The sequence below is a fragment of the Halothiobacillus neapolitanus c2 genome (assembly GCF_000024765.1).
In the GTDB taxonomy this organism is placed as follows: domain Bacteria; phylum Pseudomonadota; class Gammaproteobacteria; order Halothiobacillales; family Halothiobacillaceae; genus Halothiobacillus; species Halothiobacillus neapolitanus.
Genome location: NC_013422.1, coordinates 205,934 through 221,348, shown reverse-complemented (window position 1 = coordinate 221,348; position 15,415 = coordinate 205,934). Strand labels below are relative to the sequence as shown.

Annotated in this window: 10 protein-coding genes; 7 read left to right on the top strand and 3 right to left on the bottom strand. The window is 56.9% G+C overall.

The annotated features are described in order from the left end of the window. Positions 1–228 precede the first annotated feature (228 nt). The 3 genes from HNEAP_RS01035 (at position 229) to HNEAP_RS01025 (ending at position 5,080) form a co-directional block, all read left to right on the top strand. Positions 229–1,884, top strand: a complete 1,656-nt coding sequence (locus HNEAP_RS01035; protein ID WP_012823111.1) for an NADH-quinone oxidoreductase subunit L — start codon at positions 229–231, stop codon at positions 1,882–1,884. A 45-nt stretch (positions 1,885–1,929) separates the two neighbouring features. Next, the gene (locus HNEAP_RS01030; protein WP_012823110.1) at positions 1,930–4,413 is read left to right on the top strand and encodes a YbcC family protein; all 2,484 of its coding nucleotides are present in this window, start codon (positions 1,930–1,932) and stop codon (positions 4,411–4,413) included. Between the two features lie 199 nt (positions 4,414–4,612). After that, positions 4,613–5,080, top strand: a complete 468-nt coding sequence (locus tag HNEAP_RS01025; RefSeq protein WP_012823109.1) for a TspO/MBR family protein — start codon at positions 4,613–4,615, stop codon at positions 5,078–5,080. Between the two features lie 173 nt (positions 5,081–5,253). Here HNEAP_RS01025 and glnA read toward each other — a convergent pair whose 3' ends face one another. The 3 genes from glnA to HNEAP_RS01010 form a co-directional block, all read right to left on the bottom strand. Next, entirely contained in the window at positions 5,254–6,663 is a 1,410-nt protein-coding gene (gene glnA, locus HNEAP_RS01020; RefSeq protein WP_012823108.1) for a glutamate--ammonia ligase, read from the bottom strand. A 391-nt stretch (positions 6,664–7,054) separates the two neighbouring features. After that, positions 7,055–8,470 carry an ATP-binding protein gene (locus HNEAP_RS01015; RefSeq protein WP_012823107.1) on the bottom strand — a complete coding sequence of 472 codons (1,416 nt, stop codon included), beginning with the start codon at positions 8,468–8,470 and terminating at the stop codon, positions 7,055–7,057. Then, complete coding sequence (locus HNEAP_RS01010) at positions 8,467–9,255, bottom strand: response regulator (protein WP_012823106.1); 789 nt, start codon at positions 9,253–9,255, stop codon at positions 8,467–8,469. The genes HNEAP_RS01015 and HNEAP_RS01010 overlap by 4 nt, the downstream gene beginning before the upstream one ends. Positions 9,256–9,435: 180 nt before the next feature. Between HNEAP_RS01010 and HNEAP_RS01005 the strand changes: the two genes are divergently transcribed. Genes HNEAP_RS01005 through HNEAP_RS00990 form a run of 4 tightly spaced genes read left to right on the top strand, consistent with a single transcriptional unit; the run spans position 9,436 to position 15,339 of the window. Further along, a complete protein-coding gene (locus HNEAP_RS01005) occupies positions 9,436–10,800 on the top strand; it encodes a TolC family protein (protein ID WP_012823105.1) in 1,365 nt (454 codons plus the stop codon). Next, complete coding sequence (locus HNEAP_RS01000; RefSeq protein ID WP_012823104.1) at positions 10,797–11,933, top strand: efflux RND transporter periplasmic adaptor subunit; 1,137 nt, start codon at positions 10,797–10,799, stop codon at positions 11,931–11,933. Before HNEAP_RS01005 ends, HNEAP_RS01000 begins: the two co-directional genes overlap by 4 nt. After that, positions 11,933–15,037, top strand: a complete 3,105-nt coding sequence (locus HNEAP_RS00995; RefSeq protein ID WP_012823103.1) for an efflux RND transporter permease subunit — start codon at positions 11,933–11,935, stop codon at positions 15,035–15,037. The genes HNEAP_RS01000 and HNEAP_RS00995 overlap by 1 nt, the downstream gene beginning before the upstream one ends. Further along, a complete protein-coding gene (locus HNEAP_RS00990; protein ID WP_012823102.1) occupies positions 15,034–15,339 on the top strand; it encodes a DUF3240 family protein in 306 nt (101 codons plus the stop codon). Before HNEAP_RS00995 ends, HNEAP_RS00990 begins: the two co-directional genes overlap by 4 nt. Positions 15,340–15,415 lie beyond the last annotated feature (76 nt).

The window sequence follows — 15,415 nt, the reverse complement described above, 5'->3', positions numbered from 1 at the left end:
GAAAACCCAATACTTTTCCACACAAAAGCACCGCTCCATTGCATCCATAAAACACAAAGCACACGCAAATAATTGGTTTTATTAACTAAAAAACCCAACCCTATAAAACAAGCTGCGATCAACCACAACTCATAACCTCAACCCTATATGTGTTTCATTAAACTTGAATTGGTCTTATGGCAAGACAGTGCATAAGGTGATTTACACACCTTAGTTGAGGATCAAACGATGACTATAGAGTTCAGCCACACAACCGGTCTTCTCCTGCTGGCCATGCCCGCACTGCTCCTTATGGCCGCTGTAATCAAACCCAAGCAAGGTGCTGCTTATGCGCGCGCTTATCGGCAACGGGTTCAATGGACCAGTTTTGCGGCCTTTGGCCTGGCCCTGCTCGCTGTCGTCAGTTTTCTATTTGCAAGGCAACAGAATCTGATGCTCGGTGCCGGTAGCCTCCCTGCCGGATTGGGATTATTGGCGCTTTCAATTCAAGTCAATGGCCTGACTCTGGTGCTGGCAAGTCTGGTTAGTTTTGTGCTTAGCGTGATTGCCCGCTACAGCGTGCAGTATCTCGATGGTGATCCCCAGCAGGCCCGCTTTTTCCGCTTGCTGGCGGTCACCGGCGGATTTTTCCTGTTGGTCGTCATATCAGGCAATTTGGGATTATTCACCCTCGCCATCATTGCGACCGGTTTTGGTTTGCATCGACTGCTTTCTTTTTATGCCGATCGGCCGCGCGCGATCATGGCCACACATAAAAAATCAATTTTCAGCCGGACTGCCGACGCCCTTTTGCTCGCGGCCACCGTCTTGATCGGTCATCAAATCGGTAGTTTGGAGTTCAGCCAAATCAGCGCCTATGTTCATGCGCAAGACCACCTATCCATTGCGTTGCACGTGGCTGCTTGGCTGATCGTGCTGGCCGCCATCCTTAAAAGCGCGCAATTTCCGTTTCATGGCTGGCTGATTCAGGTCATGGAAGCACCCACGCCGGTTTCCGCGCTCATGCACGCCGGTGTCGTTTACAGCGGGGCAATCATTGTGCTGCGCACCAGCGAATTATTGGCCGCCGACGGTACCGCCCTGTTGCTTCTGGCCCTGATTGGTTTGATGACCTTGGCTATCGGCTCGTTGGTCATGCTGACCCAATCGGCGATCAAATCATCACTGGCCTGGTCTACCGCCGCTCAGCTCGGCTTCATGATGCTCGAACTGGGTTTGGGGTTGTTTGGCTTGGCCTTGCTGCACTTGGTTGGCCACTCGCTCTACAAGGCCCATGCGTTCTTGTCCTCGGGCAGCATGACCGATCACCTGCGTCAGGCCAAAGTGCTCAAAAACCGCCCAATCTCTGTTGTGGCCTGGTTTACCACGGTGATTGTGAGCGGCTTGTTCACCCTCGGTATCGCGGCGGCGATGGGTTTATCGATCGATCAGGAGCCGATGTTGCCCGCCGTGCTGACCATCATCGCCTTGGCGACCGCTCAGTTGATGCTCAAGGCATTGAGCCATGGCACATGGCGTGAAATTCTGGTCGCCGCAGGCGCGGCAATCGCCATGACCGGCGTGTATGTCTTCCTGCATGAGGTGTTCATCACAGGCTTTGCCGACACGCTGGCCGCGACACCGCAACGTGCGCCGCTGCTCGATCTGCTGTTGATGGCGATCACGATCATAACCTTCCTGTTTGTTGCCTGGCTTCAAGGCCCCGGCAAAACCTTGATGAGCCCGGAGCGACAATTCGCCTTGTTTGTTCACCTCAATAACGGGCTGTATCTCGACCGCTGGGTCGAACGCTTGGCCTTCCGTTTCTGGCCGGAGAAAGTTGGCCGCGCACCGAAAAAATCCTGCGCCGTGATTCCGCCTAACCCATCCGGTATCGAGCCGTAAATCCCTGCCACAAAGGCACACACCATTTACCCGAGGATTTCGACCATGACGACCCTGACATCATTACAACGCAGCGAAGCGCAACGAAACCACATTGTTGACCTGATTGACAAAGCCTGCCTGCGCATCGCGCCCATCTGGCCACTGGATTCGTTTGTCGCCGTAAACCCCTATCTTGGTTTGATTGATCAACCCTTTGATACGGTGGGTCGGTATCTGGAACAAACCGTGGGCGAATCCCTATTTATGGATCACGGCTGGTTTGCCGACAAGATCGCCCAAGGGGAAATCACCGATGACGATTTGGCGCAGGCGGCGCAGCAACTGGACCCATCAATTAGCCTTGATACCATCAAGCAGCAACTGGCCGTCCATCGACAACCTGCACCCGCGCTGCCTTTGGTCACAAACGAGCTCGATCGCCGCGACGCGCCGCCAGTATCTGAATTTGTCATCGAGCAAGTCAGCCAGTTCATGGCCAACTACTATGATCGCGGGCAAGCCCTCTGGCACTTACCCAAAGAAGCCAGTGCCAGTTTATTCGCCCAATGGCGCCGCTACACCTTGATTAACCGCAGCGCCAGCGCCGTCGGCTTAAAGCAGGTTCGCCAACACTTGCTTGCCGTCCCAAGCGATGCCATTGATGCATTGTTCTGGGCGCTGGACCAGATCAATCTGCCCGAAAGTCGCCTGCCCGACTACCTGTTCACCTTATTAAAAACCATCGGTGGCTGGGCGAGCTGGTGCCGCTATCTACACTTTCAAGCCGGTTTGCACGGCGAGTCGCAACACGATTTACGCGATTTGCTGATCATTCGCTTGGTCTGGGTTGCTTTGGTGATCAAAGAAACCAGCTCGGCTGGACGGCAACAATGGCGCGCGAAGCTAAACGATTGGTTTGATCCGGCCAAATTGGTCGCAAGCCCTTCGGCGACAGCTACTGCTTCGACTAAGGCTCAATCCAGCCGGATCGATGAAATCCTGCTGGCGGCCGCCGAGCAGGCGTTTCGACGCCGGATCAATGCCGGCTTGAACCGCCAGCCTGCCGATGCACCCGATCAGCAAGCCGAACGCCCGACTGTTCAGGCCGCGTTTTGCATTGACGTGCGTTCCGAGGTGTTCCGCCGCCACCTCGAAGCCAGCAGCCCGGGGCTCGAAACCATCGGTTTTGCCGGTTTTTTCGGCCTGCCGATTGATTATTGCCGCATGGGCGAATCAGAGGCTCGGCTACAAAACCCGGTGCTCATCAACCCCGCCTACCGTGCGCAGGAGACGGGCGATCCGGCCATTGCCCAACATCGCCATGCCCGACAAAGCCGAGGGGCCATCTGGAAGCAATTCAAACTTTCCGCCGCCTCGTGCTTCACCTTTGTCGAATCCGCAGGCTTGAGCTACGTGCCGCGTTTGCTGGCCGATTCACTGGGTTGGCATCGCTCATCGCTGCCGCCTGATGCCCCCGGGCTTACCCCTGAGGAGCGTGCGCGTTTGCATCCCCAATTGGTCAAACTCGATGGCGGCGCACTATCGACGCAGGAAAAAGTCGATCTGGCCGAAAAAGTACTCCGCGGGCTGGGGTTAACGCACACCTTTGCGCCCATCGTCCTGCTCGCCGGACACGGCAGCTCCACCACCAACAACCCGCATCGCGCGGGGTTGGATTGCGGTGCCTGCGCCGGTCAGGCAGGCGATGTGAATGCTCGCGTCGCGGTGCAGTTGCTCAATGAGGCCGCCGTGCGACTGGGGCTGATCGAACGGGGTATTGCCATCCCGCGTGACACCCGGTTCGTGGCCGCCCTGCACGACACCACCACAGACCACATCGAACTACTGGATTTGGATCAATCAGGCATCGAGAGTGATCAATTGTCATCCTTGACCCAGGCGCTCAAACAAGCCGGTGAGCTCACTCGTCTGGAGCGTTTGGTGACGCTTGAGGCCCAAGTCGATACCGTTGATGCCGAAAAACAGGCCACGTTCCGAGGGCGAGACTGGTCGCAAGTACGGCCGGAATGGGGGCTAGCCGGCAATGCTGCCTTCATCGCCGCACCCCGCTGGCGCACGCGCGGGTTGGATCTTGGCGGCCGCGCCTTCCTGCATGATTACGATTGGCGACACGATAAGGAGTTTGGCGTTTTGAACGTCATCATGACCGCGCCCTTGATCGTCGCAAACTGGATCAACCTGCAATACTACGGCTCCACGGTCGATAATCTGCATCAAGGGGCGGGCAATAAAGTGCTGCATAATGTGGTCGGCGGCACCGTCGGGGTGATTGAAGGCAATGGCGGCGACCTGCGAGTTGGTCTTGCCATGCAATCGCTGCACGATGGTGAACAGTGGCGGCACGAACCGCTGCGGCTCTCGGCGTACATTGAGGCGCCCATTGCAGAAATCGATAAAATTATTGCCGGTCACGACATGCTGAACGCGTTAATCAACAACCGCTGGATGCACATCCTGCATATCGATGACAACGGCATCCCGCATCGCCGTCATGCCCACGGTGACTGGCGACCGGAACCGATCTGACGCGCCACCTGTGCACTCTAAGTTTCTTCGCGGCATGTATCTTTAACCGGTTACATGCCGTTTTTTTGGGCGATCAAACCCAGGGAGCCCCAAAACACCCAATCCTTGGAATTATTGAGATGCCTTTATCTCAGTCGCTGTGCTTTACTTGCACTAGCGAAATAAACCCAATGTCTGGAAACAAACAAGGATCAATCCCATGTCTTCTTTTTTGGTTTATGCCATTAGCTTTGTACTCGTGATACTGGTGGCCGCCAGCGGTGGGCGTTTTCGGCCTGATCGATGGTATGCCGAGCTTAAAAAGCCGGTGGGCTTGCCGCCGAACTGGGTTTTTCCTGTTGTCTGGATTAGTTTGTACGCGATGATGGCAGTGGCCGCAGCATGGGTGTGGCTGGCCGAACCGTCTGATCTTCGCACAGCGGGTTTGATCATTTATGCCGCCCAACTCGTCTTTAATGCCGCGTGGTCGTGGTTGTTTTTCGGGCTGCACCGAACCGGGTTGGCCTTGATCGATCTTTTGGTTTTAATCACGCTCGTCAGTATAAACACCTGGCTTTTCGTTCAGGTCGATACCTGGGCCGGTCTGTTGCTTGTGCCTTATTTGATCTGGCTTTTGATCGCGCTGTATCTGAACGCGTCGGTTTGCTGGCTCAACCGACGGACGTAATCGATTCACCCGAGCCCCTATTGCAAGAGCCTTTGGCGCAGCTCCATGAAATGTATATATATTTTATTCCACTAGCCCGTGATTGCGTATCTTTTGACAACAACTAAAAAACCCCGGATATCCGGGGTTTTTTAGTTCTACTCAGAGTAAATCTGAGCGGCTTTCCTTAGCGATTAGAGGCTGTAGTACATCTCGAATTCGACCGGATGCGGCAACATGCGCAAGCGCTGGACTTCGCCACGCTTGAGTTCAAGGTAGGCATCGATCAGATCATCGGAGAACACATCACCACGCTTGAGGAACTCGCGATCCTTCTCCAGTGCATCCAGCGCTTCGTCCAGTGAGAACGCCACTTCCGGAATGTTCTTCTCTTCTTCTGGCGGCAGATCGTACAGGTTTTTGCTGGCCGCTTCACCTGGGTGAATCTTGTTCTGAATCCCGTCGATACCCGCCATCAACATGGCAGCGAATGCCAGGTACGGATTTGCAGTAGAGTCGGGGAAGCGCAGTTCGATCCGGCGTGCTTTCGGGTTGGATACGAACGGAATCCGGATAGACGCCGAGCGGTTACGCGCGGAGTAAGCGAGCTTCACAGGTGCTTCGTAGTGGGGTACCAGACGCTTGTAGCTGTTGGTCGACGGGTTGCAGAATGCGTTGAGCGCATGCGCGTGCTTGATGATACCGCCAATGTAATACAGCGCCATTTCTGAAAGGCCGGCATAGCTGTCGCCAGAGAACAGGTTCTTGCCGTCTTTGGCCATGGACTGATGCACGTGCATCCCGGAACCGTTGTCGCCGAACATGGGCTTGGGCATGAAGGTCAGGGTTTTGCCATAGCTGTGCGCGACGTTGTGCAGTACGTACTTGAGGTTCTGGACTTCATCGGCTTTCTTGACGAGTGTGTTGAACGCCACTCCGATTTCGCACTGACCGGCCGTAGCCACTTCGTGGTGGTGCACTTCAACGGTCTGGCCCATATCTTCAAGCACGAGACACATGGTTTGACGCAAGTCATGCAGTGAGTCGACGGGCGGAACGGGGAAATAACCGCCTTTCACGCCGGGACGGTGGCCCATGTTGCCATCTTCATATTCTTTACCGGTATTCCAAGCGGCTTCTTTGGAGTCGATCTTGACGAAAGAGCCGGACATTTCGTTGCCCCAGCGCACGTCGTCGAACACGAAAAATTCATTTTCCGGACCGAAATAGGCAACGTCCGCCAGACCGGAAGCCTGGATATAGGCTTCGGCGCGCTTGGCAACGGAACGCGGATCGCGGGTATAACCCTGCATGGTGTCCGGCTCGATGACATCGCAGATCAGAATCATGGTGGATTCTTCGGAGAACGGGTCCATGACCGCAGAGCCGGCATCGGGCATCAGAATCATGTCTGAGGCATTGATACCCTTCCAGCCAGCGATGGACGAACCATCAAACATGATGCCGGATTCAAAGCTGTCTTCATCCACGCGCCCGGCGGGGTATGTGACGTGCTGTTGCTTGCCACGGGTATCGGTAAAGCGGAAATCGACGAACTTGACGCCGTTTTCTTCCATCATTTTCATCGCATGACTTACAGACATGAATTCCTCCAAAGGGACAGTTTTCTAAATTAGGCAGATGCAAAGCGCGTGTGAGACAGACCATGCAGTGCGCATCATCGAACCAAACGCGTGTCTTGGCAATAAAAGCAGGAATCATGCCTAAAAGCAAAACACAGAAAATTCGATAAAAACAGCCCAATAACACTTTGATAAGTAAGCGTTATTGCATCACGCACACGGACTGTAAAGCTCGGACACAACCCGAGTTGGCGCACCATAAGTGCACAAATAAAACTTGATCACCAAAATTATGTACTTTTTTAGTGCAAAAGCCGCAAAACGGACTGATCGGAAAATCCCAGACAGAAACGGTTCGCCCAGTCGCTCACATTACTTCGCGCGGTCAGAAAACGCATTTTGGAGCGTTAACTTATATGTTTCTCGGTGAAAGCGGACGAACAGGCGCGACGGCTCTTGGTAAGCGAAGACATGCTACCAACCCTTTGGGCATGAGGCCATCAGGGGTATAGGGGTGCTCGCCCGGAGCGTACAAATCAAGCGTCCACCCCTGCGCTTGAGCCAAGGCCTGCGCCAAGCTCAGGCCCAATCCGTAGCCGGTTACGCCGGATCGGGCCTCATCCTTGCGAGCGAAGGGCTCACGCAGGCGACCGATTTCCGCAACGGTCAATCCTTGCCCTTCGTCCTCAACGCACAATATTTGTGCATCCTCGGTCTGCACGGAACGCAATATGATGGGTGGGCGGCCATAACGATGCGCATTTTCGACCAGATTATCCAGAATCCGTTGCAGGCTATCCGTGGCAACATCGATTTCTAACATCTTGGTAGCCTCGTCCACCATGAGTGCAATTCCCGTATCTCTTTGTTCCCATTCGGCAGCAAATCGTGTCAACCACGGATACAACGGGATCGGCTCACTGCTGTCCTGACTCACTCCTCGTGCAATGTGCAAAACCTCAGCGATCAACCGATTCATCTGTTCGATATCAGCCTGCATCTGGGCTTGCAGCGCCGGCTCGATATCGTCTTGCGTCAACGCCAGACCGAGGCTCAAACGCGTGAGCGGTGTGCGCAGATCATGTGAGATCCCGGCCAGCAATACGGTTCTATTCTCTAGTAGCCGCGCCACTTCGGCAGATCGGCGATTAACCGCATCAATGAGCACTCGGGTCTCCTGCGGTCCGGTCAACGGGAGAGGCGCATCGGGCAAACCTCGGCTGACCTGCTCTGCAAGCTGGCTGACCGGGCGCGTGAGCCGACGCGTCAAAAACAGCGCCAGAATAAGGGTAAGCACGATCCCGCCGATCAAGATGATGCCGAGCGTAAAAGGAATGCGGTAGCCCACACGATCCGGTGAGAACTCGAAGCGCAGAACATCATCGGCCATCGGCAATTCCAACCAATAACCCGCATTATTGGGAAGTATGCCCATGTACACGCACTCTCCCGTTGCGGGGTCTTTCGTGTTGGGCGGGCACGCATTCAAGCGCCGAACAACCGCATCGTGCAAAAAGCGCACATAGGGCAATACGGTGCCATGTTGCCGACTCAGTGTCTGGATTTCTTCTATCTCAATGCCATGCTGATCCTTGAGCTCGGCGGCTAAAAGCGGTTGGGCGTCTTTGGGCAGCTCAACCCAAGTCTGCGCTGAGAGCACGATCAAGGCCGCCAGATCATCGGCGGAACGCTTGGCCATCGGCACCATGGCAAACCAGGTTACGGCGCTCAAGGCGAATACGAGAATAAAGCTCACGCTGGCTATTAGGGTCAGCGCCGTTGTCGAGAACAAACTCCATACACGCGGCGTGCGGTTTTTTCGGATCACGTCCGCTCGCCCACCACAGCCGTTGAGGCGTCCGGCGAACGCGGACTGCGACCCGATGGCGCGAACAGATATCCCTCACCCCAGATTGTCACGAGATAACGCGGTTCCGTGGGATTGGTTTCTATTTTGCGCCGCAGACGGGTAATGCGCACATCGATACTGCGATCGAACGCCGAACGCTCGTACCCTTTGAGGTAATCCATGATCTGGTCACGGTTGATGACTCGGTTCGGTCGCTCCATGAAGAACTGTAACAACTGCCACTCACCATGCGTGAGATCCAGCGCCCCGTCAGAAAGGAACGCTTGGCGCGTCTGCGGATCGATGGCGAAATCACCCACACGGATACGCTCATCTTGTTTGCCACGTGCATCAGGCTCCATGCGCTGTCGACGCAAAACAGCACGAATTCTTGCCAGCAACTCACGCGGATTAAAAGGCTTGGGCACGTAATCATCCGCACCAATTTCAAGGCCGACGATCCGGTCGATATCCTCACCTCGCGCCGAGAGCATAATGACAGGTGGCCGCGTTTTTGGGTCAAGCCGGCGGGCAATGCTCAGGCCATCTTCACCGGGCAACATGATATCCAGCACAAGCAAATCTACGCGCGGGTCCGCAGCCAGCGCGATATCCATTTCAGCGCCACTGCCCACCACACGCACGTCGAAACCCTGCTCACGCAGATACCGACCGAGCAACGTCTGAATGCCGGGATCGTCATCGACCACCAAAATGCGCGGCGCATTGGGCGAAATGGCCGAATCGTGGATAGTGTCTGTCATCACGCAATTACCTGCTATTATCTAAAATCTGCCATGGATGGCAGGAGGGCAGAGTGTCCCCTCTGTGCCGACGAGCGTCAATCATCACCGGCCAGTCGTTACATACTGAAACATCCATGAAACACCCACGCTACAGTCATCGCGTTTAATACACCCATGAAAAAAACAGCAGCCATGAGGATGTCCTTCCTCATCAAATCCACACAGCCTGCCAAAAGCGGCGTTTCATTCGCACCGTCCATTCCGCCAGGGAGAAAGGGTTTGGGCTTGGCTCTGATCATCAATTTGAGTTTAACGCTACTGAGCGGCACTGCTTGGGCTGCCGCGCCACCCCAAACCGAGCCCGCTCAGAAGACCTGGGCACAACTAATCAATCAAACCGAACAGCGCATAGAGCAGAATCTGGTGACCGAGGCGGACAGAGTTCGATTCGAGTCGGAACAGGCACGGGCAAATGGCATTCTGGCAGGCGCTCCGGTTGTCGATGGCTTGTACCGCAGCGATCGCCTCATGAGTGATTTCGGTGCCAATGAAATGGAAATAGGTGTCCGCCTGCCACTGCGCCGCTTTGGGCAGTCTGATGCATGGCGCGCCCTTGCCGAGCAGTCCGCGCTCAGCGCCAAGACACGCACCGAAGCCAATCGCCTCATCCTGCTTGGCGATTTGCGCCAGATGGCTTGGGATTGGCGCCGTGCAGAAGTCGAACTATCCACAGCCAAGGAACGCAACCGGATCATGCAGCGCGACCTCGCTGCTGTCACAAAGCAGCTCAAGCATGGCGAAGCGGCCGAAGTCGACCGGATGAGCGTTGAAAGCCGAGCGCTGGCTGTGCAGGAGGCAGTTACGGCCGCACAGATGCAACTGGACACCATCCAGACCCGTTGGCAACAGTTGACCGGCACTAGCCAACTCCCGCTCGATCTGGGGCAAGTCACCCCGACTGAACAGGCCCTGTTGAACAATCCCGAACTGAACACGCCTGACGGCCTGCTCGCACAGCAGCCACTGCTGCGCCAGATGGCGAGCGAAGTCGGCATGAGCACGGCCCGCATCGAAGCTGAACGCGCGGCAGGCGCTGGCACCCCCGAAATCGGCTTGGGCGTTAAGCGAGATCGCGGCGACCGCGGCGTACCTTATGACAACAGTCTGCAACTGACCTTGAGCATTCCGTTCGGCGGTCAGAAATACCGCGACCCAGCCCTAGCCGAGATGGCGCAGCAGCGAGCCACGGCTCAGGTCGCGCTGATCAAGAACACCCAGCAGATACTTGGCGAAGTCATGGCGCTGCGCCAACGCATTGCCGCCTGGCCTTCACGCCTGACACAACTCGACCGCCGTGCCGCGCTGTCAGAAAAGACCTTAACGCTCAAACAAAAGGCACTTCGACTGGGCGAGCTCGACTGGACGCGCTTGCTCGATTTTGAGCGCGAAGCCGCCGATGCCCGCCTGCAAGCCCGCCTGGCGCATATCGCCTATCAGGCAGACCAGAGCAGCCTGAAACAAACATTGGGCTTGATGCCCGCCGCAAACCGGGATTCTCAATGAACCAACACAAACACACCAGCTTGACCTTGATGCGCACCACCGCCTTGGCCCTCTTGGCCATATCGGCCACCGTCTCGACGAACAGCCTAGCCGCCGCTGAGGCATCAAGCCCTACGGCGATCACCATCCCTGATGCCATGCGGCCGAATCTGAACGTCAAAACACAGCCCATCGAATTTTCAAAACAAGTCCCCGTAACCCAAGGCATGGTGACCATCAGTGCCGCATCCAGCAATCAAGCCAGCATGCAGGTTTCGGCACCGGCTGATGGCCAAGTGATGGGCACGTTGCCGCAAGTTGGGCAGGCGGTGCAGGCAGGTGACATCCTGTTTGAAATCGCCAGCGCCCAGCTCGGCGATGCCATGGCGCAATGGCAGATGGCCAAGGCCAAGGTCACGCTCGCACAACAAAACCTGAACCGCGACACCGCGCTGTTTAAAGACGGGCTGATTGCCAAAAAAAGGCTGGAAGCCACTCGGGGCGAGGCGCAAATGGCATCAGCCGAACTTAAAGCCGCCAGCGCGCGGCTCAAGGCGGCGGGCGCGGATAGCTCAGCGCAGAATGGCGGTATCAATCTGGGCGTGCGCGCACCGATCACCGGTGTGATCACGCAACGGATGGTGATGCCGGGCGAACGCGTCACGACCGGACAATCCCTCTTCGATATCACCGCGACCCAGGATCAGTGGTGGCTGCTGGCTATTTCACCGAATAAAGCACCCGCCGCCGGGCAAAAGGCCGAACTCAAAATCGCCGGCTGCCCTGAATCCGCCTCCGTTCAACTGATGGATCTTGCAGTCGATCCGACCAACCAACTTATCACCTTGCGCGCGCGTCCGAACGCGCCATGCGCGACCCTCCGGCCGGGTCAAGTCTCGACTGCCACGCTGTGGGTCGAGCAAGCCAAACCTGCGGCGTCTCTGCCGATCAGTGCACTGACCGAACTTGACGACAACACCCACGTATTCGTGCAACGCGGCCAGAATTATTTCTCGATCCCCGTTACCCGCGTGGGCGAAGCCGACGGACAGGCATTCGTGACGGGGCAGTTTGAGCCGGGTGATCGCGTGGTGAGCTCGGGCATCAGCCAGCTCAAGGCTCTGTCCATGGGAATGGGCATGGGTGGCGAATAATGTTAAATCGTCTCATTGCCTTCTCGCTCGCCCAACGCCTCATGGTGCTGCTGGCTGCGATACTGGTCGCTGGTTTCGGCTGGATGGCCTTTTCCACCATTCCAATCGACGCCTACCCGGATATTTCGCCAACCCAGGTACAGATCATCCTCAAAGCCCCCGGTGTCACGCCGACGGAAGTCGAAACCCGCATTACCGCGCCACTGGAGACATCCTTACTGGGCATCCCGAACCAGACCATGCTGCGTTCGACCTCCAAGTACGGCATATCGGTGATTACGCTCGATTTTGCCGAAGGCACCGATATTTACTGGGCGCGGCAGCAGGTGAACGAAGCCTTGTCTTCCGCCCGCGGTGATTTACCTGCCGGCACGACTGGCGGCGTCGCGCCGATCACGACGCCACTGGGCGAAGCCTTCATGTTCACGCTCCAAAGCCCCACGCTCTCGCTGACCGAGCGGCGGCATCTGCTCGATTGGGTGATCCGCCCGGCGCTGCGTGCGGTCAAGGGCGTTGCCGATGTCAATTCTCTGGGCGGCTTTGTTCGCACGTTCGAGGTTATCCCGAACCCGACGCAACTGGCAGCACAGAAGCTGACAACGGATGATCTGATGCGGGTCATCGAGCAGAACAACCGCAATGACGGCGCCGGAAGGCTGGATGTGGGCGAAGAAGCCTGGCTGGTACGTTCCGAAGGGCGGATCAAGACGCTGGATGATCTGGGCAACCTCGTCATCGCACAACATAACGGCCAACCGATTCATGTGCGTGATGTCGCCACGGTGCGCATCGGCGCGATCACCCGCCTGGGCGCCGTGACGCACAGTGGCAAGGGCGAAACCGTTGAAGGTCTGGTATTGACTCTGCGCGGCGCCAATGCACGCGCGGTCGTGGCGGGTGTCGAGCAGCGACTGGCCGAAATCAAGCCGAGCCTGCCACCCGATCTTAAGATCAACGTATTCTACAACCGTGCCGATCTGGTCAATGCAGCCGTGCATACCGTCAGCAAGGCCCTGCTTGAAGCCGTGGTGCTGGTGCTCATTCTTCTGATTCTTTTTCTGGGCAATCTGCGCGCTGCCGTTACGGTCGCGCTCACCTTGCCGATGGCCGCGCTCATCACCTTCATCCTGATGAAGCAGTTCGGCATGAGCGCGAACCTGATGAGCCTAGGTGGCCTGGCGATTGCCATCGGGATGCTGGTGGATGCCGCCGTCGTCGTGGTCGAAAACACCGTGGCGCATCTGGCCGAAGCGCACAAACACCCCAATCTGCCGCGCCTGCACATCGTGTATCGCTCGGTGCGTGAAGTCGCCGCCCCCGTGTTTTCCGGCATTCTCATCATCATGCTCGTGTTCCTGCCGCTGCTGTCGCTGCAAGGGCTGGAAGGCAAGTTGTTCTCGCCGGTCGCGCTGACCATTATCTTTGCGCTGGGTGCCTCGTTGGTTCTCTCACTTACCCTGATTCCGGTGATTGCATCCTTGATCCTCGGCAAGGTGACCGATCACGAACCCTGGCTTGTGCGTCAACTGCATCGCATTTACGAACCGGCGCTCAACTTCGCGTTGAAACGCCCGTTGCCTGTCGTGGCGGTGGCCATCGCGGGGCTTGTGGTGGCGGGCCTGCTGTACACCCAGATCGGTAAAACCTTTATGCCGAGTCTCGATGAAGGCACCATCGTCATGCAGGTGGAAAATCTGCCTTCGACCAACCTCGGCACCACGATCGCGCTCAATACCAATATTCAGAAAACCCTGATGGCGAAGGTGCCGGAAATTGCGCAAATCGTAGGTCGCTCGGGATCGGATGAACTCGGCCTTGATCCGATGGGCCTGAACGACACAGACACCTTCATCATCCTCAAACCCAAGGATCAGTGGCAGGCGAGTAGCATCGATGAAGTGCGCGAAAAAATTCGTGCCGTGATCAGCACCCTGCCCGGCTTTAATTTCAGTTTTACCCAACCGATCGAAATGCGGGTCTCCGAAATGCTGACCGGTTCGCGCGGCGATCTGGCCATTAAAATTTTCGGCAGCGATTTGACCGAAATCAATACGCTGAGCAACGAAATCAAATCCGTCGTCAGCGCGATTCCCGGCGCTCAGGACGTAGCCACAACCGACAATGAAGGCTTGTTGTATCTCAACATTGCCGTGAACCAGGCCGCTGCCGCACGCAACGGGCTGTCCGTCAATCAACTGGAAGACATCCTGCGCGCCCAGATCGAAGGCCAACTGGCCGGCATCGTGCAGGAAGGTGTGGCCAGAACGCCGATTCTGATTCGGGCCGATGCACTGACCGACGCACCGCAGAAACTGAGCTCTTTACCCATCGCCCTGCCGAACGGAACCGTGCAACCGCTCTCGAATCTGGCCATCGTCGAACGTACCACCGGCCCGGTTTTCGTTACCCGGGAGATGGGCTCGCGCTTTGCCGTGGTGCGCGCCAATGTCTCCGGGCGCGCGCTCACCGACTTCGTTGCCGATGCCAAGAACCAGATTGCCGAGAAGGTGGAGATGCCGACAGGCTACCGTCTGGAATGGGGCGGCCAGTTCGAAAACCAGCAACGCGCCGCCGCACGCCTCGCCATTGTCGTGCCCATCGCACTGGGGCTGATTTTCGTGTTGCTGTTCACCACCTTCAATTCCGTTCGTCAGGCCACGCTGGTGTTTGCCAACATCCCGTTTGCCCTGATCGGCGGTGTGGTCGCCCTGTATATCAGCGGGGAATATCTTTCGGTGCCCGCATCGGTCGGGTTTATCGCCCTGCTGGGCATTGCGGTATTGAACGGCTTGGTGCTGGTTTCCTATTTCAACCAGCTGGCCGCACAGGGCCTAGACATCGAACAGGTGGTTCGACAAGGCGCGCTGCGTCGATTGCGCCCCGTCATGATGACAGCTTCCATTGCCGCTTTGGGCTTGGTGCCGCTCTTGTTCGCCACCGGCCCCGGTTCGGAGATTCAGCGCCCCTTGGCCGTTGTGGTCATCGGTGGGCTGGTGACCTCTACCCTGCTCACGCTCATCCTGCTGCCGATTTTGTATAAACGGTTCGGCCAATCTTCCGATCAGCGCCGTGCGCAACAACCATTACCGGAGGCCAAGGCATGATACCCAACGCCCTCATGCTCTCGCTCATCGCCAGGCAATCCCTTGAGGGCGAGCTCGTCGATCAATTAAGTGAGCTTGCCGATTACCCCCTTTTTTTGGTGAGCAATGTACGCGGACACAACGATACGCACCATGGCTTGAGCGTTGCGGAGCAGGTCGAAGGCACCGCCCCACTCATCCGCCTGAGCCTGTTTACCGATGAACCCACAGCGAACCGGATTATCGACCACTTGCGCGCGAACTTCCGGAATGCAGGCATCCGCTGGTGGCGCATTCCGTTGGCTACGGGCATGATTGATTAGGGGGTACTTCGAAAAAATTACTGAACGCGAAGCTGGCTGCAGTCAGCGACCCGATTGCCGCCTTGCGGGATGCTCG

Coding starts and splice junctions, on each gene's coding strand:
- HNEAP_RS01035 (WP_012823111.1), top strand. CDS start 229: ATGACTATAGAGTTCAGCCACACAACCGGTCTTCTCCTGCTGGCCATG.
- HNEAP_RS01030 (WP_012823110.1), top strand. CDS start 1,930: ATGACGACCCTGACATCATTACAACGCAGCGAAGCGCAACGAAACCAC.
- HNEAP_RS01025 (WP_012823109.1), top strand. CDS start 4,613: ATGTCTTCTTTTTTGGTTTATGCCATTAGCTTTGTACTCGTGATACTG.
- glnA (WP_012823108.1), bottom strand. CDS start 6,663: ATGTCTGTAAGTCATGCGATGAAAATGATGGAAGAAAACGGCGTCAAG.
- HNEAP_RS01010 (WP_012823106.1), bottom strand. CDS start 9,255: ATGACAGACACTATCCACGATTCGGCCATTTCGCCCAATGCGCCGCGC.
- HNEAP_RS01005 (WP_012823105.1), top strand. CDS start 9,436: ATGTCCTTCCTCATCAAATCCACACAGCCTGCCAAAAGCGGCGTTTCA.
- HNEAP_RS01000 (WP_012823104.1), top strand. CDS start 10,797: ATGAACCAACACAAACACACCAGCTTGACCTTGATGCGCACCACCGCC.
- HNEAP_RS00995 (WP_012823103.1), top strand. CDS start 11,933: ATGTTAAATCGTCTCATTGCCTTCTCGCTCGCCCAACGCCTCATGGTG.
- HNEAP_RS00990 (WP_012823102.1), top strand. CDS start 15,034: ATGATACCCAACGCCCTCATGCTCTCGCTCATCGCCAGGCAATCCCTT.